Origin of the sequence: Piscirickettsia litoralis, assembly GCF_001720395.1 — a bacterium.
Taxonomy (GTDB): Bacteria; Pseudomonadota; Gammaproteobacteria; order Piscirickettsiales; family Piscirickettsiaceae; genus Piscirickettsia; species Piscirickettsia litoralis.
In genome coordinates this window covers 2,695,899-2,719,148 of the sequence record NZ_MDTU01000001.1, presented here as the reverse complement: position 1 = coordinate 2,719,148, position 23,250 = coordinate 2,695,899, and the positions used below count along the sequence as shown (strand labels likewise).

At 41.7% G+C, this 23,250-nt stretch carries 18 protein-coding genes and 2 pseudogenes; 6 read left to right on the top strand and 14 right to left on the bottom strand.

The features are described from left to right. Positions 1-35: 35 nt before the first annotated feature. Complete coding sequence (locus BGC07_RS23430) at positions 36-158, top strand: hypothetical protein (protein ID WP_268801672.1); 123 nt, start codon at positions 36-38, stop codon at positions 156-158. Here the strand turns inward: BGC07_RS23430 and BGC07_RS13445 are convergent. Both BGC07_RS13445 and BGC07_RS13440 read right to left on the bottom strand, forming a co-directional pair. Then, on the bottom strand, positions 155-559 hold the full coding sequence (locus BGC07_RS13445; RefSeq protein ID WP_069313517.1) for a SufE family protein: 405 nt from the start codon (positions 557-559) through the stop codon (positions 155-157). The genes BGC07_RS23430 and BGC07_RS13445 overlap by 4 nt on opposite strands. Positions 560-682: 123 nt before the next feature. Beyond that, the gene (locus BGC07_RS13440; RefSeq protein WP_069313516.1) at positions 683-952 is read right to left on the bottom strand and encodes a hypothetical protein; all 270 of its coding nucleotides are present in this window, start codon (positions 950-952) and stop codon (positions 683-685) included. Between the two features lie 143 nt (positions 953-1,095). On the opposite strand from BGC07_RS13440, the gene BGC07_RS13435 reads away from it, so the two are divergent. Beyond that, positions 1,096-1,671, top strand: a complete 576-nt coding sequence (locus BGC07_RS13435; RefSeq protein ID WP_069313515.1) for a hypothetical protein — start codon at positions 1,096-1,098, stop codon at positions 1,669-1,671. 200 nt (positions 1,672-1,871) lie between these two features. On the opposite strand, the gene BGC07_RS13430 is transcribed toward BGC07_RS13435, so the two are convergent. The 3 genes from BGC07_RS13430 to BGC07_RS13420 are packed head-to-tail and all read right to left on the bottom strand — an operon-like array spanning position 1,872 to position 5,518. Next, a complete protein-coding gene (locus BGC07_RS13430; protein ID WP_069313514.1) occupies positions 1,872-3,749 on the bottom strand; it encodes an APC family permease in 1,878 nt (625 codons plus the stop codon). A gap of 37 nt (positions 3,750-3,786) precedes the next feature. Then, positions 3,787-4,866 (bottom strand): cell division protein ZapE, encoded by a 1,080-nt coding sequence (zapE, locus tag BGC07_RS13425; RefSeq protein WP_069313513.1) that lies wholly within the window; start codon positions 4,864-4,866, stop codon positions 3,787-3,789. 13 nt (positions 4,867-4,879) lie between these two features. Further along, positions 4,880-5,518, bottom strand: a complete 639-nt coding sequence (locus BGC07_RS13420) for an alpha/beta hydrolase (RefSeq protein ID WP_069313897.1) — start codon at positions 5,516-5,518, stop codon at positions 4,880-4,882. 181 nt (positions 5,519-5,699) lie between these two features. Here BGC07_RS13420 and BGC07_RS13415 point away from each other — a divergent pair, with 181 nt between their 5' ends. Then, on the top strand, positions 5,700-6,065 hold the full coding sequence (locus BGC07_RS13415) for a ZapG family protein (protein ID WP_069313512.1): 366 nt from the start codon (positions 5,700-5,702) through the stop codon (positions 6,063-6,065). A 53-nt stretch (positions 6,066-6,118) separates the two neighbouring features. Beyond that, positions 6,119-7,480, top strand: a complete 1,362-nt coding sequence (locus tag BGC07_RS13410; RefSeq protein ID WP_069313511.1) for a Do family serine endopeptidase — start codon at positions 6,119-6,121, stop codon at positions 7,478-7,480. An 83-nt stretch (positions 7,481-7,563) separates the two neighbouring features. On the opposite strand, the gene BGC07_RS22555 is transcribed toward BGC07_RS13410, so the two are convergent. The 6 genes and pseudogenes from BGC07_RS22555 to BGC07_RS13385 all read right to left on the bottom strand — a co-directional run bounded on the left by BGC07_RS22555 (position 7,564) and on the right by BGC07_RS13385 (position 13,782). Continuing rightward, entirely contained in the window at positions 7,564-8,301 is a 738-nt protein-coding gene (locus BGC07_RS22555; protein WP_235603432.1) for a methyltransferase regulatory domain-containing protein, read from the bottom strand. 303 nt (positions 8,302-8,604) lie between these two features. Next, positions 8,605-8,796, bottom strand: a pseudogene (locus tag BGC07_RS22550) (class I SAM-dependent methyltransferase); the annotation flags it as partial. After that, complete coding sequence (locus BGC07_RS13400; RefSeq protein ID WP_069313510.1) at positions 8,745-9,002, bottom strand: hypothetical protein; 258 nt, start codon at positions 9,000-9,002, stop codon at positions 8,745-8,747. The gene BGC07_RS13400 and the pseudogene BGC07_RS22550, both read right to left, overlap by 52 nt. 79 nt (positions 9,003-9,081) lie before the next feature. Next, positions 9,082-11,322, bottom strand: coding sequence for a trehalase family glycosidase (locus tag BGC07_RS23685; protein ID WP_069313509.1), 2,241 nt, complete (start codon positions 11,320-11,322; stop codon positions 9,082-9,084). Positions 11,323-11,463: 141 nt separating this feature from the next. Beyond that, positions 11,464-12,738 carry an LbtU family siderophore porin gene (locus BGC07_RS13390; protein WP_069313508.1) on the bottom strand — a complete coding sequence of 425 codons (1,275 nt, stop codon included), beginning with the start codon at positions 12,736-12,738 and terminating at the stop codon, positions 11,464-11,466. Positions 12,739-13,146: 408 nt separating this feature from the next. Further along, a complete protein-coding gene (locus BGC07_RS13385) occupies positions 13,147-13,782 on the bottom strand; it encodes a peroxiredoxin (protein WP_069313896.1) in 636 nt (211 codons plus the stop codon). A gap of 629 nt (positions 13,783-14,411) precedes the next feature. On the opposite strand from BGC07_RS13385, the pseudogene putP reads away from it, so the two are divergent. Both putP and putA read left to right on the top strand, forming a co-directional pair. After that, positions 14,412-15,914 (top strand): annotated as a pseudogene (gene putP, locus BGC07_RS23950) (sodium/proline symporter PutP). Then, entirely contained in the window at positions 15,901-19,698 is a 3,798-nt protein-coding gene (putA, locus tag BGC07_RS13375) for a bifunctional proline dehydrogenase/L-glutamate gamma-semialdehyde dehydrogenase PutA (protein WP_069313507.1), read from the top strand. Before putP ends, putA begins: the two are co-directional and overlap by 14 nt. A gap of 86 nt (positions 19,699-19,784) precedes the next feature. On the opposite strand, the gene BGC07_RS13370 is transcribed toward putA, so the two are convergent. The 3 genes from BGC07_RS13370 to BGC07_RS13360 all read right to left on the bottom strand — a co-directional run bounded on the left by BGC07_RS13370 (position 19,785) and on the right by BGC07_RS13360 (position 23,125). After that, positions 19,785-20,975 carry a hypothetical protein gene (locus BGC07_RS13370; RefSeq protein WP_139121699.1) on the bottom strand — a complete coding sequence of 397 codons (1,191 nt, stop codon included), beginning with the start codon at positions 20,973-20,975 and terminating at the stop codon, positions 19,785-19,787. Next, positions 20,929-22,041, bottom strand: a complete 1,113-nt coding sequence (locus tag BGC07_RS13365; RefSeq protein WP_069313505.1) for a hypothetical protein — start codon at positions 22,039-22,041, stop codon at positions 20,929-20,931. Before BGC07_RS13365 ends, BGC07_RS13370 begins: the two co-directional genes overlap by 47 nt. A gap of 574 nt (positions 22,042-22,615) precedes the next feature. Further along, positions 22,616-23,125, bottom strand: a complete 510-nt coding sequence (locus BGC07_RS13360; protein ID WP_158006943.1) for a Type 1 glutamine amidotransferase-like domain-containing protein — start codon at positions 23,123-23,125, stop codon at positions 22,616-22,618. Positions 23,126-23,250 lie beyond the last annotated feature (125 nt).

Here is a 23,250-nt window from a genome sequence, read left to right as displayed (position 1 = left end):
ATACTCAACGTAGCATCCATTAAGGGGCTCGTGTCATGAAAGAAGGAATGCGTATTATTCTATTTGTTGCAATCACCATCGCTCTTATCATCGCAGGTTTGTCTGCGGATAAGAAGCCTACCAGCTCAAAAGAGTCTCAAACACAGCAATCTAACTAAGCGGCTAGCTCTTTAGCCATCGCACAAATACGGGCGACCATGGCATAAAAACCATTGCGTCGATTAGGGCTTAGGTGACTTTCTAGGTTTAATTTAGCAAAAATATCTTTTATATCAACCAACAATATTTCTTGAGGTGTTTTATTGGCATAAGCCATCAATAATACAGCAACCAAGCCTTTCACAATTGCCGCATCACTATCGGCAAAAATATGCAGATGCTCGCCTTCCATCCGACTCACCATCCACACCTGGCTCATACAGCCCGGCACTAAGCTTGTTTTCGTTTTGAGAGCTTCAGGCATGGCAGGCAAATTCTGTCCAAGTTCAATGATGGCGCGGTAACGGTCTTCCCAGTCATCGATGAAATCAAAATTTTCAATGAGTTCTTCTATTTGCATGATCTGCCTCTTTCGCTAAATTTCCGCCGCATCATATCATAATTGACAATAATCCACAGCTAAACTCAACGAGAAATCGCAAGAAATTATGCAATTTTAAAATTTAAGACAAGAATTCAAACCTCAATGCAACGATGTATCCACCTCACGCAGGTTTTGCATCATTTCTGTCGCTTTTTCTTCCAGGTCTTGCTGAATACCAATAGAAACATCTTCAAGCATAAGCAACACTTCTTCTTTATCAAAGTCACCATGACGAACAAACAGTGCGACGGTTAAACGCGTTGCAATGTTCATTAATCTTTCTGCCATCTCAGCATTGATTTCTTCTAAAGTTAACTCACCAATCAGCTGGTCCAACGATTTAATATGCTCATCTAAAACTTCGTCCATAATTTCGCTCTTAGTAATATCCATTATTGATTCATACAATACTTTTATCAGTATCAGTGCAAGAAGTGTTCACAAAAATTACGCTATCTCTTCCTATACTTAAGGCTATGGGCGAACCTCTTGAAAAATAAGGCATGGCTAAAATGAGCCATTTGCAAAAGACAGCAGGACACATCATTCACAGTCTAGCGATTATACTGCTAGCCGGTTGCGCCTCTTCCACACTCGACCAACACGCAGCTCACCATAACAATAGCCATTCTAAACCTGGCTACCATATCTCACTGCAACTTAAAGAACAAAAGTCCTGGCAGTTAGATCGCAGTTTAATCGACCAAAAAGGCTATACCCAATACTATATTCCTAAAGATCAACAACATGAGCTACCTCATAACATTATCGTTCACTATGGTCGCAATGTGAGCACCAGTCTGATACAAACCATGCAACAAGTCTCTAGCGGCAATAAACATGCTGAGTGTAAAACAGCAAAAACCAGAATTATTCAACAAGATAAAAACAGTCTCGTCTTTAGCAATGTCCTAAAAGGGTGTGTCAATAATCACGAACTGTGGCAGATTTATAAAGTATTTAACCGCCCTGACGGCCAATATGCCATTATATATACCGCAGAGCCGAGTCAAATCCCTAAAACCATCCGCCAGCACATGCGTCATGTGATCAAACTCGCTCAATTGCTTAAATATAACAGCAAATAAAATCAATAAGTTACTTAAAGTTAAAGACAAAAAAAAGCCCTGTATAAAAGAAGGTTACAGGGCAACCAAATTAATTGTATCCGGCTTGGGGAGTCCGAATACAGTCTCCGCCTTAAGGGAGGGGAAAGGCGGAGTCGTGATGCATCCACGTACTAAGTAAGACAACATCTTAAACATAAGTTCACCAATACAAGCAATATTTAATGGGTTAAACGATAGGGCACACCTACAAACACTCGTGTTGAGCCACAGCGCGTAATCGGGTTATACATTAACGCTGCTCGTAATAACATCGCCTTACGATTATGTAAGAAGTGGTGCCACCAGCGCGTGGGCACGGCTTCTGGAATCACAATCACGGCACACCCTCGCTCAGGCTCACGCATGTCCACCCGTTTGATATAACGCAATAATGGGCTAATCGTTGCACGATAGGGTGAGTCTAACACGATAAGCTGTTCAGGGATTTGCAGCTCCCGCCAACTCTCCTTGAGCTTGTCCAGCCTCTCACCATTATCATGGGTATCAATCACAACCGCAGTCACATCATCAGATAAGGTTCTGGCAAAGCGCAAAGCGGCCATCGTGCCACGATGAAGTTTGGAGATAGGAACCACCACTTTCGGCAAGGGGTCATCATAGCTCAGTAAGTCATCATCATGAATATTGTCTACAGAAAGCTCAACATCGACCTCTTTATAATGGCGATGGACTTTATAGAACAAATACAATAACAAAGGCGCGATTAAAAAGACCACCCAAGCACCGCTAGTAAACTTGCTTTCAGCGATAACAACAAAAGCGATGCTCGTTGTAATACAGCCAATAATGCTGATTCCACTCTTCCATAGCCACCCGCTTAAGCGTCGCTTGATAAAGTAACGTGCAACCCCTGCTTGAGATAAGCTAAAGGCTAAAAACACCCCAATAGAATACAAAGGAATCAAGCTATGGGTATCGGCCTGAAACGCAATAACGAGCAAAATCGCAATCACCGCCAGCATGACAATACCATTTGAATACGCTAAACGATCGCCAATATTGCGTAACTGACGCGGTAAATAATTATATTCAGCAAGCACCGACGCTAAACGCGGAAAGCCGGAAAAAGACGTATTTGCAGCCAACAATAAGATTAAAGCCGTTGCCACTTGCAACGCATAATACAGACTAGAACCAACCAACCCTTGTCCAAAGACCGTATGGGCAATTTGTGATAATACACTTTGCGTAGTATTTGGATAAATATGCAAACTATCGGCAAGCACCGTAACACCTAGGAACATAGTCATTAAGATCAACGCCATCGCCGTTAAGGTACGATTTGCATTCTTCGCACAAGGCTCCTTAAAGGCTTGCACCCCGTTAGATACCGCTTCAATTCCCGTCAAAGCAGAACAACCGGATGAAAATGCTCGCAAAATTAATATAATACCGATAGAACCAGCCTCAAAGCCGCCTGCTGGAATTGGATCTAAGTGTGCGTGGTCATGATGAAAGCCATTAAATAAATGAAAGAGCCCAATAATAATTAACAAATAAATCAGACCAACAAAGATATAAGTCGGGGCTGCAAAAATACCCGCGGTCTCATGCAAACCCCGTAAATTCAGCCAAGTAATGATAATAATCGCTAAAACGCTTAAGGCCACCGCATGGGGCATTAACTCTGGGAAGGCCGAAGTAATCGCCCGTATCCCCGCCGATACACTCACAGCAACCGTTAGGATATAATCAATAATCAAAGCGGCCGCGGCAAGAAGCCCTGCACCGTTACCTAGATTTTCTTTAGCAACCGTAAACGCTCCTCCGCCACTTGGATAAGCTGTAATCGTTTGCCGATAAGATGCCCCGACAATCAAAATTAATAAGCAAATCGCTAAACCAATCGGCAAGGTAAAACTAAAGGCCGCTGAGCCTGCAATCATCAGTGCACCTAGAATCTCCTCGGTCGCATAGGCCACAGATGATAGAGCATCAGAGGAAAAGATAGCGAGAGCCATTTTTTTACTGAGGCGCACATCAGCCATTTTTTCTATAGAAAGCGGTGCACCAAATAATAGACGACGCAGCTTCATAGCTTAAAACTCTTCATAGTCTTCTTAAATCTCAAAATTAAGGCCGGTGGGCCTCTGTCAGGTATTCTTGCGATTGCATTTCTTGTAAGCGACTTAAGGTGCGTTGAAATTCGAACTCTAGGCGCTCACCTCGATATAAACTAAACATATCGACAGCGGCCGATAAAATTAATTTGACTTTACGATCATAAAATTCATCCACCAAATGAATAAAGCGTCGGGCCGCATCTTCATTATTTTTGCTAAAAACGGGCACATCACTCATGATCACCGTATGAAATTGCTTGGCTAATTCAATATAGTCTGAAGCGCTGCGCGGGCTATCGCATAGCTCTTTAAAACCAAACCAAACCGTGTCCTCAGCAAGGCGCATCACGGCTATCGCTCGGCCGAAAATCTCTACCGGTGTATTATTGGTATCGACGTGGGCTGCGAGTTGAGAGAAGCAGGCAGCTACTTCTTCATGGTCGCCCGGCTCTGCAATATGATACATCTTCGCTTCAGTCAATGCCCTTAACCGATAGTCTTGATTACTCACTAACTCTAAAGCATCACAGTGCTGTTCTAATAGATGAATGGCCGGCAAAAACGAGGCCCGTTGCAAGCCATCCTCATAAAGACGCTCAGGTGGAATATTAGACGTCGCAACTAAGCTGACACCGTTTTCAAATAATCCTCTCAATAAACCGGCAAGTATCATCGCATCGCCGATATCAGAGACAAAAAATTCGTCAAAACAAAGAACCTGGGTATCTTCTGCCCATTTGCTTGCAACCAAAGCCAACGGGTCACTTTGTCCTTTAAAAGACTTTAAATCCGCATGCACTTGCTGCATAAACCGATGAAAGTGCAAACGCTTTTTTTTATCACAGGCGAGGTGTTGATAAAACACATCCATTAAATAGGTTTTGCCTCGGCCCACAGAACCCCAAATATAAAGCCCTTTCACCGGCTCACCTTCACCACTAAAGAACCAGCGCTGTAAGAACCCTTTACTTTCTTGATCATTTACCAACTGATCGGCAAGGCGAGCTAAACGCTGAATCACAACTTCCTGAGCAGGATCATGGATTAATCCTGTATTTAAGTCATGTTGATAACGTTCTAATATATCCATGATCAATCAGTTTTCAGTTTAGAGCATAATGTTGTTCTATGACTTTGCGTAGATCCACTAAACGCCCATGGAAAAAATGACCTGCTTCTTCAAAGCGCTCGATTTCAGGCGGTTTAGTGAGTTTTTCTGCCCAAGCCAGCACTGCATCAGCTGCAACCACCTCATCCACCATTCCTTGAATCAGGAAAGTGGGGCAATCAGGCTGATCTTCGCTATCAAAGTCGAAATTCACCACCGCAGGAGCAACTAATAACAGCTGTTTCACATCCCCCAAACGACTTGCGCCTCGATAAGCGACATAACCACCAAAAGAGAAGCCCGCTAACCATATTTCATGATCGGGTTGATGGGCTTTGACCCAATCGACAACCGCTGCCAAATCCTCTGTCTCACCGATGCCATGAGTATACTCACCCGTACTTTTACCCACGCCACGAAAATTAAAACGTACCGCGCACATGCCATGTTGTTTAAATGTACGTGCTAAGGTATGAACGACCTTATTATGCATCGTACCTTGAAACAATGGATGGGGGTGACAAATCACCAGCGTCACCTTACGATTGATCTTAGCTGGAACCGAAACTGCGAGTTCAAGCGCCCCGCAAGGCCCTGATATTTCTAAATTTCCATCACACTCTGGAAAGCTCACCACCATCCCACTCAATTTAATAAATAGACATAAGGGCGGATTCTCGCATGTTTTTTTATAAATGCCAAGAAGATAAAACCGCCTAAACAACAAAATCTACTTTACAAACCCAAGCAATACAACGGAGAATATAGAGTAAGCATACTAAAACATTCATCATTATTAATAGGAGATGCTGTAGATGTACTTTGTTGCCATTGGCCTTATAACACTTATCATCGGTCTTGCCATTGGCTATTGGTGGGGACGACGCCAAGCGCCGCAGCAACCAAACCAACTTGCACTGGAACTACAAAATAAGACAGAAGCTTATGAAATCTATCAACAAACCGTTGAAGAACATTTAAATACCGCAGCTGATCTTACTAATACGCTGGCTCACACCCAACAAGAGCTAAGTGAGCACATTGCTCAAAGCCTAGAAAGCTTGAGTCAACGTGGCGTACTTCCGCCACCCTATGCCGATGGAGCTGTTATTTCAAAAAAGCCTAAAAAACGCAAACCACTCAAATCCACCGAGCAACCGCCAAGAGATTATGCGACCTAAGTTTCTATATCGATAACTGGATTTTGTTGATTACTATAAATGAGGATACGCCTATGAAAAAGACACTTGCTTGCGCTCTACTGAGTTGTAGCCTAGTTGCGCCCGCATTAAGCTATGCAGAGTTACCACAAGAGCTCGTTACCAAAAACAGTATCGCCCCCATGCTAAAAAGCGTCATGCCTGCGGTTGTGAATATCTCAAATTTGCAACATGTTGATTTTTCTAAAATCAAACTGCCTCCAGGTGTACCAAAATCCAAACTTCCCAAAAACCCGATTCTTGTACCAAAATCCACCGGTTCAGGGGTAATCATCGATGCTAAGAAAGGCTATATTCTTACAAACTACCATGTCATTGCAGATGCGAAGAAAATCCGCGTTACCTTAAAAGATGGCCGCCAACTCACCGCAAAAGTCATCGGGGATGATAAAGGCACTGACATTGCCGTTATTGAAATCAAAGCCAAAGATCTTGAACAAATTAAAATTCCGAAAAAAGGCTATACACCTAACGTCGGTGATTTCGTCGTCGCAGTAGGTAGCCCCTACGGCCTCAGCCAAACGGTCACATCCGGTATTATCAGCGCACTTGATCGTAACAACTTGGGCATAGAAGGCTTTGAGAATTTCATTCAAACCGACGCCCCCATTAACCCGGGCAATTCAGGCGGCGCTCTTGTGAATCTCAAAGGTCAGCTGGTCGGGATTAATACCGCGATTTTATCACCTGACCCTGCTGCGACCTTCACCGGCATCGGCTTTGCAATTCCATGGCCGATGGCAAAAAGCATCTCTCAACAAATCATCAAATATGGTGAGGTCAAACGAGGGCAGCTTGGTGTCTATGCCCAAAACATTACCCCAGAGCTCAGCGAGGCGATGGGCCTTAAGGATAATGAAGGTGCGATTGTCACTGATGTGATGCCAAACTCAGCCGCAGCAATTGCCGGTATAAAAATCGGTGATATTATCACTGAAATCGATAAAAAAGATATTCACTCTGCTGCTGATTTGCGCAACTCTATTGGCCTTATCCGTGTCGGCGATAAAGCGACGATTCAGCTGTTAAAAGATGGCAAGAGAAAAACCGTCACCGCTGAGTTGATCAGCCCTAAAGCCCGTGAGAAAGTCATCGCTGACAATGATCCCTACCTGGTCGGTATGACTTTACAGCAGGTTGAAAATTTCAGTCCCAAACGTGGCCTCATCCGTGGTGTTAAAATCACTGAACTCAATACGAGTAGCGCTGCTTGGAATGCAGGCCTGCGTCAAGGTGATATCATCCGTGATGTTAACGGTCATGAAGTCAACAACCTCAAGCAATTTATTAACACAATTAAGAAAAATGATAAAGAAGCCATTACCTTAAATGTCGCTCGCGGCCAAGGTGCACTTTATGTTGTCTTGCATTCTTAATTAAATTAAACTTTCTTTGTACCCCTCCCATGCCAAACACCGAAGCATGGGAGCAACTGGCTAATTTTTAATTAAAAATATTTTCAAAATAACTCTAAACCCAGTAAAAAATCACGCTTTCTTCGGTTAAATAATCGAATCCTCTCCTCAACTACCGATTTATCTTTATCACTGTTGCGATTTTTTAATAATTGGTCTGCCAAAATGGCTTCATCAAGTTGCCCATCTTGCGCTAATAACCACTGCTCCTCTGCATTGATTGGCACACTTGCCCCAGCTAGGCCCAAATGAGATAAGCCTGTATCAAGCGCCTGATCACACAGTAATCGATTTAATTTTTTCAACGCTCTTGAAGGCTTTATCGGTGTTAAGGCAAGCTGATGGCTTATCATAAGCAATAATAATACCTGCAATATATTTTGCACTGGCTGATTAATTTTTATGCGCAACTCACTTAAACTCTTCGGCCCAGTAATAAACTGTTCAATAATTTCATTCAATAACTCGGGAATTTGAGTAATCCCCTTAAAAACAGAAAGCTGCGGTTTAATCAGCTCTGGCACCGTCAACAGCGAGAAGCGGCTTTTCATAAGTTTTTCAATTTTATCATCGCTCGATAATTTTTCTACTTTCTTCAAATAAATATCGCAACGAAAACGCGTATTTAATAAATAGTCTCGAGTTAGCTCTTGCAATGCACGTGTTTTTTGCTGTTTAATCAAGTCAATATGATTTTTAGAAAACTGAAAATGATCAAAATTATTAATTAGCGTTGCGCTGGCCGCATAATTTAATTTTAAGTTCTGCATGCGCTCTATCATCTCAGTCGCATAAAAACACTGCCAAAATTCATGATAGTATTCATGAATCAAATAGCTCAAGTTCTCTTCGGTCAGGCTATCAAGCTGATAAGCCAATAAAGGGTGATCACTAAATATTTGTGCTTGACTATTTTTCAATTTTTGAAAAAGCTTTCGGCTAGCCGTCACTTTTTCTTTATAGTTTTCGCCATCAGCCTGCAGCAAAATTTCACGAATCGGCCTTAAGCTTTCCCATCCTGGTGCAGCATTATAACCGATATACACCAAACCATTTGGCTTTAAAAATCGCTTAATAAAGACATGAATTTTTTTAATTACTGCCTCGCTGACCCAAGAATACAGGCCATGTAGAACAATATAGTCAAACTTTTCAAAATTAAATTTTTTAACATCAACAAAATCATCATAAATCAATTCTAAATTATTAATTCCAGCCTGCGCTCTTAAGCTTTCGGCAGATTGGATATGCGCTTGCATAAAGTCAATGCCATAAAATTCAGCCTCTGGAAAACTCGCTGCTGAAAATAATAATGAGTTTGCATAACCACACCCAAATCACAATAACGAAATGCTTTTGTCTCATCTGCCGGAGCCTGAAAATTATTTAACGTACAAATAAAATTTAAAAAACTTGGCGATAATTCGCGGTGGTAATGGTGAACATAGGGCAAGGCAGTGCAATATCCTTGTTGATAGTCCATATATCACTTACTCCTTTGTACTGCGACTTGCCATCATTCACCGATCTAAACTTATTTTTAGTTTAGCAGCCTAAATTTGCTATGAGTTTGCAAGGTTCCGATAAAACAGCATATAAACCGCATTACTCCAACCAAAACCTACTTGTGCTTTACTATAACCTCGCGTTGCATCAATTTCTTTCACAGGAGAAATCACATTGTACTTTTCTATAATTCGTCCTGTGTTAGCAAAGTATAAATCGACTGCTGACAACCAGCCTCGCTCTATTTTATCCAACTCTCCTCTAATCAGCTCCTGCTTCTTCCCTGAGACACTGGGTAATAAGTGCATTAAAGCACCTGCAGCAAAGTAATTCACCGGCGCCCATGTATACGGATAATCCCATTGATTCCCCGTCGCCATTAGACTCGTTTGTATACCATAATTACCAATCATTGCTACCTGCTCACACTGCCCATGTAAGATTAAACAATGACCTTTTGACCAATTATTATTGCCAGTTACCTTGTCCTCTTGCACCGGTAGTTTTTTCATTGCATAACGCAAAGACTCATAGTTTCTATCCTCAGAGGCCAATCCTGCCCAGCCTGGATAAAACATCGTGCCATAAGGATAATACTTTACTTGCTTGTCTGTCTTTACAGGATACGGATGCAATGGTGCGTTTTTAACGTCTTTTGCCAAGCGATCACTATAAAAACCCAGCTCATTGGCTTCTTGTTGCCAAAGTAGCTGATTGACCGCAACTTTTGTTTGTTTTTGCCAGCGTGTCAGTGCCTGCCCAGTATATTTATAAACACGCGGTATATTTTCACCAAAGCCAATACTCATGACCTGCTTTAATTGATCCGACATTTTATAGAGCAAAGAAGTGAGTGCAACATTACCATAATCCAAAGCGCGCTGCCCTTGTGGCCCATAGCGCCCGGATAAATCATACCCTGAAGCTCGAATCGCCCGATCTGCCGCATAAAAATTTTGAGTCAATTGACCGTTTAAATAAATTTTATCAGGGTTCTGGTCAGGATGTTTTTTAAAAAATTCAGCCGCATCTTGATATAGCAAACGGTTTTGAGCTTGAGTGCTCTTTATCGTTTCAGCCGCAGCGCCGTAGCCTTCTGTGCCATAAGTATATAATCTATAATTTTTGCCATCTTTCCTCACTGTTAACACACGAGGGTTTGCACCATTTTGTACGCTGTTATACGGATTCCAGCCTCGATAAATCTCATCAGGTTTAATCCAATAATTAAAATAAATCAACCCAGCCGGCAACACTTCTTGACTTAACCATTCTTTAAAATTTTCTGGAGTATGAAACCCTGGCAAACCATAGTTACGATATGCCCAATCAAGATAACCACCCACTTGAATCTGCATCGCCTGTTTGCCCAGCACTTTTTTGGCTTTTACAGGCTCAGCAGCCAAAGTTTCTTGGTATTTTAAATTTAACTTCTCAGCATATTGCTCATAAAAATTATAAACAGCCAAAGCCTCAGCCATAAACAAAGGCGGTTGGGAGCGTGTTAAATAATAACTACGATTACCGTTTAAAACAAAACCACCATAAAAATCAATTTCAAAAATATGATTATCGACCATGCCCTTTGCTAGATAAAACAGCTCGCGTGCCTTAGCATAAGCTTGCTCTTTACTTAACTGTACCAGCTTTGGCTGACCTTTCTCACTGACAAAGATCTTGCTTTTAGGGTGCTGATATAAATAAGCTGCGCTTTCTAGCATACCACGAATAATAAAATACGAATCCCAGCCATACATCTCATTAAAAATCCCACCCGGCACCACATAGGCATTAGGTAGATATAACAACCCCATCCGACCATAAAGGCGCTCACCTCGCTCAGTATCCGCGGGCGGCTTATCTTTAGGCAACTTAACAATCACTAAGCTTTTAACATTTTGGCTATCATTCTCTATCACGCTTTTAGCGGCCGATAATGCAGGTGGATAATATACCGGCCATTGATCTTGTCCGGGTAATTTCTCCATCAATTTATCACGTGCCATCTGATCAATCATTTTTGGTGTGCGCAATAACCAATCTGTATTCAACCACGCTCCGTTAATGTAAGGGATGACACAACTTTTTTGAAATTCACTTTGATTTAATCGAACCTGTTTCGCATTCTCGTGCATGAAAGGCAGTAAACAACGAGAGAGTACAGGGCTAAAATTCACTTTTTGAAGCTGACCAATTGTCCACGTATAATCATTGCGACTCTTTAATACTGCAAAGCTTGAGCCTGTAACAAGCACCATAGCGGCCAATAGACTAAATAATTTTTTTCGAGTGAACATCAAGTCATCCTAAAAATACAAAAAATTTCTGTAATCTCAAATGTACTTGAAAATAAATCATCGCTCTACAAAAGTTTTCTTGGCAAAAAGAAAAAAGGCAACCTAAGCTGCCTTTCCAAAATTAAAGAGAAGGGTTAACAGTTAGAATGTTAACCAGAAGTCTAACGTTAGTACGCTATAGCGGTTTGTATCTGATGATGCAGAGGTAGGATCTGCATACTGTGCCATATTCCCATACTCTAAAGAGATATAAGTACTTGGCAATACTGAAACACCTGCGCCAACCAAGATTAGGTTTTTAAATTGGCTCTTGCTACTCGTAGTACCGTTCGCATTTTTAGTCCCACTATAACTGATAGAGAAGTCCACCGGCTTAATGATTTTTGTACTATAACCAGCTTGAAGATTATATGCTGAAACCTTCTTGCTTTCGGTAGTTACTGTTCGTGCAACATCTTTCAATGTTTGAGCATAATTGACTTTAAAACTTACAGGCCCTACTGCCATTTTTGCAGAAATATTCGCTGCGGGTAATGGATCTTTTGTGTCTTTAGCTGTCATGCCTCGTAGTGCATGTCCAGTAATATCTCTGACATAACCTGCACCAACTTTTGCTTTCACTTGCCCAACTTTAAATGCATAATTCGCCTGCAGCGTCCAATCATTCACATGATTATCGGCCGCTGTGCCGCGATCAGTTTCAAACACCGATGCTGAGATATTTAAATTATCTTGATAGTAACCCAAGGTTCCCGCAAGCTTGCCTTTGCTGATTCTAAAATAATCAGTGGATAGAGGATTATTATAAGTGTGGCCGCCAAAGTCCCCAAAATAAGGGACGATCTTACCTAACGAGAAATAAACCGGTGATTTACTTAAATTACCAAAAGTGACGAACCCAGTACGCAGTGGCGAACTTTTCGCAATATCAAGCTGCCAATCCACCAAGACCCAATCATTCAGTTTTGCTAGTATGTCTAATCTTACAGTATCAAGATAAATACTACTTGCCGTTTGGCCCTCTGCGTAACCGTTGGTATTATAAATTCCATCCCCTGCAACACCACTGTCAGCCGCAGTCGTATCCTTACCATAAGAAATATCTGCCTCGAGAATTCCTCCAAGCGTAAACCTAGGTGCATCTTCGCCAGCTTTTTTCAATAATTTCAACATTCCTAAATCACGACCAAAACGGCTGGATTGGCTCGTAATTTTACCGCCTCCCACTCGACCAAAGTGAACAGCACCCCCTTCTTTGCCTTTACCGGTTTTAAGCGCTTCAACCTGCTTTTCCAAAGCCGCTTGGCTGGCCTTTAGTTTATCAAGCTCAAGTTTCAATGAGTCGGCTGTCGCTGCAAATGCGGTGCTTGCAGCCAGACTCAGAGCAACTGAGCAAGTGATTAACTTTAATTTCATCGCATCTCTCCCTAATGCTTTAAAACAATTGTTCTTCTTAAACAATTTTGCACACTCTTGCGGTATTGTTTGTATCGACAAGTAAACAAACATTCCTTTGGCAAGTATTGGCAGAGAGTGACTTTTTTGCCAGCTATCTAACTAATATTTAAACTGTAAAATGCTAGATCATTGTTTCTTAATAAAAAGAAAAATTATAAAAATATCAAAAAAATTAATGTTTTAAACACTAAATTTAACTGTGCATCGCATCATTGCTGATGTAAGATTTTTAACATTAAAAATTAAGCAAAATTCGAGCCAAAACAAGACAGAACTCAACTAGCAAAAATAAAGACAAAAGCCGAAACGAAAAAAGAAAAGGCGAGTAAAACTCGCCCTTAATAACATGCTGTTAAGCAATAACGATTAAAGTTTATCGTTATTCTTAGCAAGATAATCAGCAACACCTTTAGGAGATGCAGTCATACCTTCGTCACCTTTTTGCCACCCAGCAGGACAAACTTCGCCGTGCTCTTCGTGGAATTGCAGAGCATCAACCAGGCGAGAAATCTCATCCATGTTACGACCCAATGGTAGATCATTAACGATTTGAGAGCGAACAACACCATCACGGTCAATGATAAATGTGCCACGGAAAGCAACGCCAGCTTCTGGGTGCTCAACACCGTATGCTTGGCATATTTCGTGTTTCACATCAGCAACCATCGTATACTTCACTTCACCAATACCACCATCTTCAACTTTAGTGTTACGCCACGCATTGTGAGTGAATTGAGAATCGATAGAGACTGCAACCACTTCAACACCACGTTTTTTCAGCTCATCGACACGCTTGTCAAGAGCGATAAGTTCAGATGGGCACACAAAAGTGAAGTCTAGTGGGTAAAAGACCATTGCAACGTATTTACCTTTCGTCGCTTCACGGAAGTTGTAGTTATCAACGATTTCACCATTACCAAGAACCGCAGCAGTAGTAAAGTCTGGTGCTTGACGGCCCACTAAAACAGCTGGGTAAAACAACTCTTCATCTTCAAGAATCATGCTCATGGTATCCCCTTTTAAATAGTCTTTTTTATTCATCACAAATATGGAGACATAAGTGTGCTTCAAGCACTGGACACTGTCAATATGCCAATGCTGTGTTCATCGCCCACACTGACAAACGTACTCTTTAGATCAATCAACAAGCTAGCTTCATAACTCGACACAATAAGCAACTGACGCACGGATAGAAAACCTTATAAAGAAAATTGATGTCACTTTACTTATTCGATTAGCACAAATATAATTGTCCGGTTTCAAATTGATATATAAACATAAACTGAGTGATGAAGTGATAACAATTTACTATAAAAGCTATAATAATTAAGCCGCAACCGTTAACTTGCTTGAAAAACAGCAGCGCCCCATATTCAAAAGCTTAAAAACAAAAGTTAGCCGATAAAAACCACTTCCCATTAAAGCTACAATGCACCACAAAAACATAAGGCATTTACTTTAGCTTAAGGAGTCCTTATGATGAACAGCATCCCATTTATATTCATTCTAGGAGAACTCATGAGTTTAGATACTTTAACATCCCTTTTTCTCTGGGTCCCAATGATAAGCATTATCCTACTATCATTCATTAATTTCTTATTTAATCGTTAATTTTCAAGGCCCACCTTAATATGCATGAATTAATCACTACCTTCTCGCTATATATCTTAGCGATTTTTGCCATTGGCTTATATTCATATTTTGCCACACGCAACTTAACAGACTACATGCTCGGCGGCCGTACTTTAAGCGGCGCCATTGCGGCTTTAGGGGCCGGCGCTTCCGATATGAGCTCTTGGCTGTTACTCGCACTCCCCGGAGCGGTCATGATGCATGGTTTAAACCAAATCTGGCTGCCGATCGGCCTTTCTTTGGGTGCATTTTTAAACTGGCAATTCGTCGCTAAACGCTTACGCGTCTATACCGAAGTTGCAAAAGATGCCATTACCATTCCTGCCTACCTTGAACACCGCTTTCACGATAAAACAAAAATTTTACGCAGTGCCACCGCCATTGTCGTTCTGATCTTCTTTACTTTTTATACCGCAGCCGGCTTTGTCTCCGGCGGCTTATTATTTAGCTCGACATTTCATATTGATTACAGCACCGGCCTTATCATCACCGCTGCAATCATCGTCACCTATACCTGCGTTGGTGGCTTCTTGGCGATTGCTTGGGTCGACTTTTTCCAAGGCACATTTATGTTTTTGCCTTATTGATTGTCCCAGCTGTTGCTCTCAATCATTTGGGCGGCTTACACGATACAATCCACATTATCGATACCCAATCCCCATCTTTACTCAACGCCTTTACCGGCACCAGCGCTTTAAGCATATTCTCACTACTCGCCTGGGGCTTAGGCTATTTCGGCCAACCCCACATTCTTGTTCGTTTTATGGCAACTAAAACTCACCATGAAATTCCAAAAGCACAGTTTATCTGCATGAGCTGGATGAATCTCGCCCTCTATGGTGCGATTTTTACCGGGCTTTTCAGTATCGCTTTCTTCGCTCAGCACCCGCTTGCAAACACTGAAACCGCATTCTTGCAGCTTGCAAAAACCCTATTTAACCCTTGGGTTGCCGGCTTATTACTCGCGGCCGTACTTTCTGCCACCATGAGCACCTCTTCTGCACAATTACTCGCTTCTGCCAGCGCCCTTGCCGAAGATTGCTACCACCGTTTTTTCGCGCCCACAAGCCAAAGCACGTGAGCTACTTAATATCAGCCGTTTGGGGGTCATTTTAATCGCCTGTGTTGCCTTTGCCTTTGCCTTTAACCCACAAAGCTCAATTTTAAACCTCGTCGGTTACGCTTGGGCCGGTTTAGGTGCGGCCTTTGGTCCTGTGATTTTAATCTCGCTGTTTTGGCGGCGAATGAATTTACCTGGCGCAATCTCAGGGATTGTTGTCGGTGCACTCGTTGTCATTATCTGGCCCCATCTATACGCTTTAGGTGGGATTTTTACTCTCTATGAGCTTTTACCTGCATTTATTCTGTCAGCATTGAGCATTATCATAATCAGCTTGACGACAGCCCCACCTCCAGCGAAAATTTACCAGGAATTTGACCAAACACTTGAAATATTAAATAAATCCAGCGCTGTTTCCGGAGAGCACAATGCTATACGATAATAAACACCCCAAATACCAACCCTCAGCATTACGATCAGCCATCACAAATGCATGGTGCATGGATGAAAAGCAAGCCGTAGAGTCTTTACTCAACACACCTTTAATGACTGAACAACAAGTCCGTTACACCCAACAGCAAGCGCATAAGCTCATCGAAAAAGTCCGCGCAGCTCGCCTTTCCCAAGGCGGCATCGACGCTTTTATGCAAGAGTACAGTCTATCCAGTCAAGAAGGCATTGCCTTAATGTGCCTGGCTGAAGCTTTATTGCGTATTCCAGATGCAACCACCTCAGATAAGCTCATTAAAGACAAACTCAGTGATATGAACTGGTCAGCCCATCAAGGCCAAAGCGATTCTCTCTTTGTTAACTCTGCAACTTGGGGCCTGATTATTACCGGCCAATTACTGAGTGAAGAATCAACCAAAGCCAGCTCAATTTCTCGCGCTCTTAAAAAACTGACCGAACGCATCGGCGAGCCAATGATCCGCAAGGCCGTTAGCTATGCCATGAAATTACTCGGTGAACAATTTGTCACTGGTGAAACCATTGAAGCAGCCTTAAAACGTGCCACCAAAAAAGAAAAAGCCGGTTACCGTTACTCTTACGATATGCTTGGCGAAGCAGCAAAAACTGATAAAGATGCCCTCTTTTACCTGGGGGAATATCAAAAAGCCATTGAGGCGATTGGTGCCCATAGTAAAGACCTCGATATGATCTCAGGCCCTGGGATTTCAATTAAGCTCTCAGCACTACATCCACGCTATGAAGTCGCACAGTATGGCCGCGTGATGGATGAGCTTTATCCTCGCCTTTATGAACTGGCATTATTAGCTAAACAGTATAATCTTGGCCTTAATATCGATGCTGAAGAAGCGGATCGACTCGAATTATCACTCGACCTTATCGAAAAGCTCTGTGAAGAAAGCGAACTTACCGGTTGGAATGGTATTGGCGTTGTCATTCAAGCCTATCAAAAGCGCTGCCCGTATGCCATCGACTGGCTGATTGAAACCGCCAAGCGCACCCGTCACCGCTTAATGATTCGCTTAGTTAAAGGCGCTTATTGGGATTCCGAAATTAAGCTAGCCCAAGAATTAGGACTAGAGGGTTACCCTGTTTATACCCGTAAAGTCTATACCGATTTATCTTACCTACACTGTGCAGAGAAACTACTCAATGCTCCTGAACACATTTACCCTCAATTTGCCACCCACAACGCCTATACCCTCTCTGCTATTTTAGAACTGGCAGGCCAGCGCCGTGACTTTGAATTCCAATGCTTACACGGCATGGGCGAAACCCTATATGACCAAGTCGTCGGTGAAGATCATTTAGATATTCCTTGCCGAATTTATGCACCTGTCGGCACGTATAAAAATCTCTTAGCCTATCTGGTTCGCCGCTTACTTGAAAACGGTGCAAACTCTTCTTTCGTCAATCAGATTCTTGATGAAGAGGTCCCAATCAATCAACTCACAGAAGATCCTATTCAAGCCGTTCAGGCTTTAGGTGGCAAACCGCATGCTCATCTGCCATTACCACGAAACCTTTATGGCAATCAGCGTTTAAACTCAAAAAGTTTTGAGCTAAATAGTGAAAAAGATCTAGACCAGTTGGATCAGGCTATGAGTGAGTTTGCTGGCAAAACGTATCACGCCAAACCCACACTTCATACAGACAACTCAGAGCATGCGAGCATCGCCATTAAAAACCCAGCAGACCATAATGAAGTTGTCGGCCAGGTTACCGAAGCCGGTGCCGAACACATCGAAGCGGCTCTTAAAACTTCGACTCAGGCTTTTCCTGCTTGGCAACAAACGCCTAGCGCTCAACGGGCAAAGCTACTTGAAAAAACGGCTGACCTTTTTGAAGAACATATGCCAGAGCTGATGCAACTTGCCATTCGTGAAGCCGGTAAAACACTCGCCAATGCCATCGCTGAGATTCGTGAAGCCATTGATTTTTGCCGCTACTATGCCGAGCAAGCACGTCATGAATTTACAGCCGAGTCAGGTCTAGTCGGCCGTGGTCCTATTCTATGCATTAGTCCGTGGAACTTCCCTTTGGCAATTTTCACCGGTGAAGTCGTTGCTGCTCTTGCCGCAGGCAATACCGTACTTGCTAAACCTGCTGAACAAACACCCCTGATTGCAGCACGTGCAGTTGAACTCATGCATCAAGCAGGTATCAGCCCTGAGGTACTGCAATTACTCCCAGGCCAAGGTGAAACTGTCGGTGCGACTTTAGTCAAAGATGCGCGCATTAAAGGCGTGATCTTTACAGGTTCGACAGATGTTGCCCATATTATTAACCGCACTCTGGCAGAGCGTAATGAAATCATTCCTCTGATCGCTGAAACCGGTGGTCAAAACGCCATGATTGTCGACTCTTCTGCCTTGCCCGAGCAAGTCATTACTGACGTTATCACCTCAGGCTTTGATAGCGCCGGCCAACGTTGTTCTGCCTTACGCGTTCTTTTCTTACAAGAAGATATCGCTGACAACATGATCACTATGCTCAAAGGTGCGATGACAGAACTCACTATCGGCAACCCTGCACAACTGAGTGTCGATGTAGGCCCTGTCATCGATGAAGAAGCACAAATTCGCTTAAATCAGCACATTAAAAAAACCAAGTCACAAGCAAAATTGCTCTTTCAGTGCGAACTTCCCAAAAATAACGGCACCTTTGTCGCACCCACAGCCTTTGAACTTGAAAACCTCAATGATCTTAAGCAAGAAGTCTTTGGCCCCGTCGTTCACATCGTACGTTTTAAAGCCGACGAACTTAATCAAGTCATCGAGCAAATCAATGCCACCGGCTTTGGCTTAACCTTGGGTGTTCACAGTCGCATCTCAACAACAATTAATGAAATCACTGCTAAAGCAAAAGTCGGTAATTTATATATTAACCGTAACCAAGTTGGTGCCGTTGTTGGTGTCCAACCGTTTGGTGGTGAAGGTTTATCTGGAACCGGCCCTAAAGCCGGTGGTCCGCTTTATATGCACCAGCTTGTAAGCCATAAAAACAAGCCTGAAAATAATAATCAGGCAACTGATAAAGCACCAAAACAAGAGACAAACTCAGAAAACTCAGTCTCTATTAGCCTTATTAAACAGGCAATTAAAAAGAAAGCTGTTTGGCAAGAAGGCAATGAACAACGCGCCACCTTGCTTGAAATTGCGATGAATAAAGTTCGTGATCGTAAATTATTAATAGAGCATTCAAGTCAGCTTGATTCACTCATTAATCAGGCTAAAACCTTGGCAAACTCGATCAACCATGCTGAACTTCTCCAAGGGCCAACAGGCGAAGATGACACTTTATCCAATCACCCACGAGGCATCATGCTCTACGTGATTGATCATACAACAACAGCAATTGAATGCATAAACACCATTAGTGCGACTCTTGCTACAGGAAATAGTCTAATCATTATTAACAGCACTAATAACCAGGCAGTAATAGATATTCAAGCATTAATTGCTTGCTTCCATGAGGCCGGAGTCCCTCAAGAAGTACTCGGCTATTTTGTCAGTTCTGAGAATATCAGCTCGGTAATTACAGATAATCAGGTTAATATCGCAGGTCTTATTTATTCTGGAGCACAGCCCGCAGCTTATAACAAGCAATTAAGTTTACGCTCGGGCGCAATTTTGCCGTTTATCCATATCAGTGAACAAGCGGCGCCTTTGCATAGACTCGTCCATGAACGCACTGTCACGGTGAACACAACGGCTGCAGGTGGTAATGCATCGCTTATGACCATGCAAGAAGATTAACCCAAAACCTTATACACAAATCGATACATAAAAGGCGGTTAAATTCCGCCTTTTTAAGTTCCACCAAAGTAAAATTTTAACAATTATCAAGAGTAAGGCTGTGGTATCACATTACCTTGTAGGTCATAGGGCTGAGACATATAAGATTTAATCTTATTTGATAAATAGCCGCCATCATCCTCTGGTCCGGAGATACTTGTCGTGCTCCCACCTCCCCAAAGAACGCTAAACACATGATCTTGAATCAGCTCAGCCATATGCCCCCCCATAATGCAATTGCCATTATGCACAGTATAGTATGTTTGATGCTGAATCGGCGCATATAAGTACTGTAAATAAGTAGAATATTTCCCGGTATTATCGCTACCATATACAGAATCTAATGATTCGTTTAGCATCTTTGCTATATTATTAACACCGACGTCTGCTTGTTTACAAACACTGTCATCACCCAATATATAATCGACTGCGGTGGACCCATACTGCCAATTAATCTCTGAAGTGGACGGAATATGTCCACCTGGTGTTTGAAACAACATAATAGGAAGCGCTTTATTATCGCCAACATGATTACTAATATACTGGCTCACCCCTGAGACATATTGCATATAAGTAGACCAGTCATTTGCACTATAAAAATAGTTTGCTAAAACATGATTACCCTTTACAAAGGTATTTCTTTCATATTTGTCAAAAGCAATAAAAGTTGGGTTAAGGCCTTTGTAAGGTGCTGCATCACTAAACACACCATTATCAAGCAGGTATTTTGCTTCGGCATTAACGTGTGTTTGAATCGTCTTCGCATCAGAAACAGCAGTATGCACCCATGTATGCCCTGTTGTGTCACCTGCCCATATATTGTCAGCAGGCCCATAGGTCACATTCGGTCCAAATGCATGCACAATCCAGTTGATAGCCTGATTATATGTTTTAAAGCTTGTATCCGCATCATCCGGAAACAAATTATTTATCGCACTTTCATAACCTGCTTTTTGGTCAGCAGTGATTAATGAATGACTTTGTAAATAACTCAGCATATCTGTTAATGCTTTATGAACTGGCGGCTTAGCCGTTTGGTAGTAACCATTTTTACTCCCCATACCATAGGTATCAGGGTTGAGTACAATAGAACCACGAACATCTACATTACCCCGTTTAGCCACAATATGATTCTGCAAATATAAACTCGTTATTGCCAGATATGAAAAGTGCTGAGTTAATAAGTTTAAATCATTCACCTGCGCTTCTGCTTCGACTTGGCTTCCCCCCGGATGCATTTGTCGTATACACAACCACCACAGGAACAACGGGTTTATTCGCTGTACTTAACTGTTTTGCAGCGTCAACTGTGCGAATAACCGCTTTAGCTTGCTTATAGAATATATCATATGGATCTTTGCCATTATCTCCTGCACCATCAAACCCCGCATATTTAAAAATTGCATCGGCTGTGCCTCTTTGGCCAATTTGGTCTGTATTAGTAAAGTCATCAACGGACCCCATCGCCACATAGTTGGGCCAACCTGGTAATTGATTCTGTATGTTCGGCATGATTATTTTATCTTCTTTGATAAAAATGGACTGAGGCGAAGCGGATGGGCTGAGTGAATAACTCTGCTCCCAATCACCGGCATTGCTAGAACTAAACTTTAATACGCTAAAAGGCTGATCATAAGTTTGACCACTCAATGCAGCCGCATCCATAACATGATAAAGCTCCACCTTATCAACAGACGTTGGAAAAGAGACTTTCGAGCCAGAAACACTAATATTGTACTCATCATTTGAACTTGCTCTAATATTAGCCTCAGCAGATAAGTTATAAACAGATGGACTTAAGCCTGCCAAAGTCAAATTCAATTCATTCACTTTATCCCAAGAAGAAAAATTCTGATCTGAAGAAAGCACTCTCTCTGTCGCCCCCGCATGAGCCGATGAAAGTGCCTTAATGTTGACTTGATTCGGAAGAGGAGTTCCACTCCACCCTTGATCCAAGTCAACAACAGCAGCTCCATCTGCGGCCTTTCCTGTGCATTGCTTCCCTTTTATTATCTCCAACGCCGCTTTTTTAGTCACAGGACTCCACCACGTTCCACAAATGCTATATACTTGACTGCCTCCCTCTGCTAATACAATAGCATCAGATAATTGATAGGCATTGTTCGGGTCTTGGCTAGTAATCTGGACCGAAGCATCAAGATCATTTCCAGTATTATTTTCTAGTTTTATTTGATATTTTGAATCCCCTTGCTCCCAAGACGCAAAAGCAGCATTTGATAATAAACTTATTGATATTCCTACAACAGACGCGACCAATAAGCTTGCATACTTATATTTATGCATTTAATATTTTCCCCTTTAACTTTCAAAAATTAAATTAAACTAAAAAAAGAAAAACCAATATAATTCGTTTATCTACACTTTATAGAAAAAATTAACAAATTAAATATAGGTATCACTGTTAATTCTATATTTCCTTAACAAAAAATTAATTCATATTTTTAAATTAATTCAAATGAATCAGAGAAATTATCATCTACTCACCAAAAATAAGATACGGTATTTTATACCTAAATTGAAACATTAATAACTTATTAAAAATATTAACAAATTATTAAGTTATCCTACATTGAAAACAAAAACATCTTTCTCTTTAATAGTAGATATCATTCTTGTCATTTTATATTTAAATTCATAATTTATAATTCCCAAAAGACAGCGAGCAAATCAACAAACTAGAACTCAGATAACTTTCAAGAAAAATATTAAAAATTAAAACAAATAAAAAGCCAGACTTTCATATAGTAATATTTATTCTTAATAAACATTACATATATAATTTCAACTATTTTCCAACAAGCTAAATTCAAGGCAAGAGTTCTTTAAAACCACACACTAGAAATTAGAAAGCAGAAATTCAATCAACGCTGCAAAGATCATAAACATCCATTTCTTTTTCTCTAGCAGCATCCAACCAAAACGCTCTTTTCCCAGAAACTTCTGTAACAATTTGCTTAAGCTCACCATTAATATAATGCGCCGCTGTATTATCCTCTAAAGCAATACCCGGCAAGGCTTCTTTACTCTGTGCTTTTTCCAAAAAAGCTGGGCGATGCTCTGCCTCCATATCATAATGAGGACAACAACTCCCTTGAATTAATCCCATACAATCGATAACTCCAAGCGGAGCAACCGAATCAGTAATACCTTGCTCAAACCAGCATATTGACCCCGCACTATTTCCAGATAGAATAATGCCTTGATCATAGGCGTCTAATAAAACCTCATCAACTCCCCACTCACGCCATAACGCAAGCATGCTGCGAGTATTCCCACCTCCAACATAAATTAAATCTTGTGATAACAAATGTTGTTTCCAATCCTCTTTTACACTGCCAAAAAAAGGAAAGCCAGGAAGGTTGCGCACCAAACGCTAAGAAGCTTTGATAAAACTTTAAGATATACTCTTTCAACTCACCACTGGCCTGTGGCAATAAACAAACTTTTGGATTTTTTTATTTGTTTGCTCAATAAGGTACTGTTCTATTTATC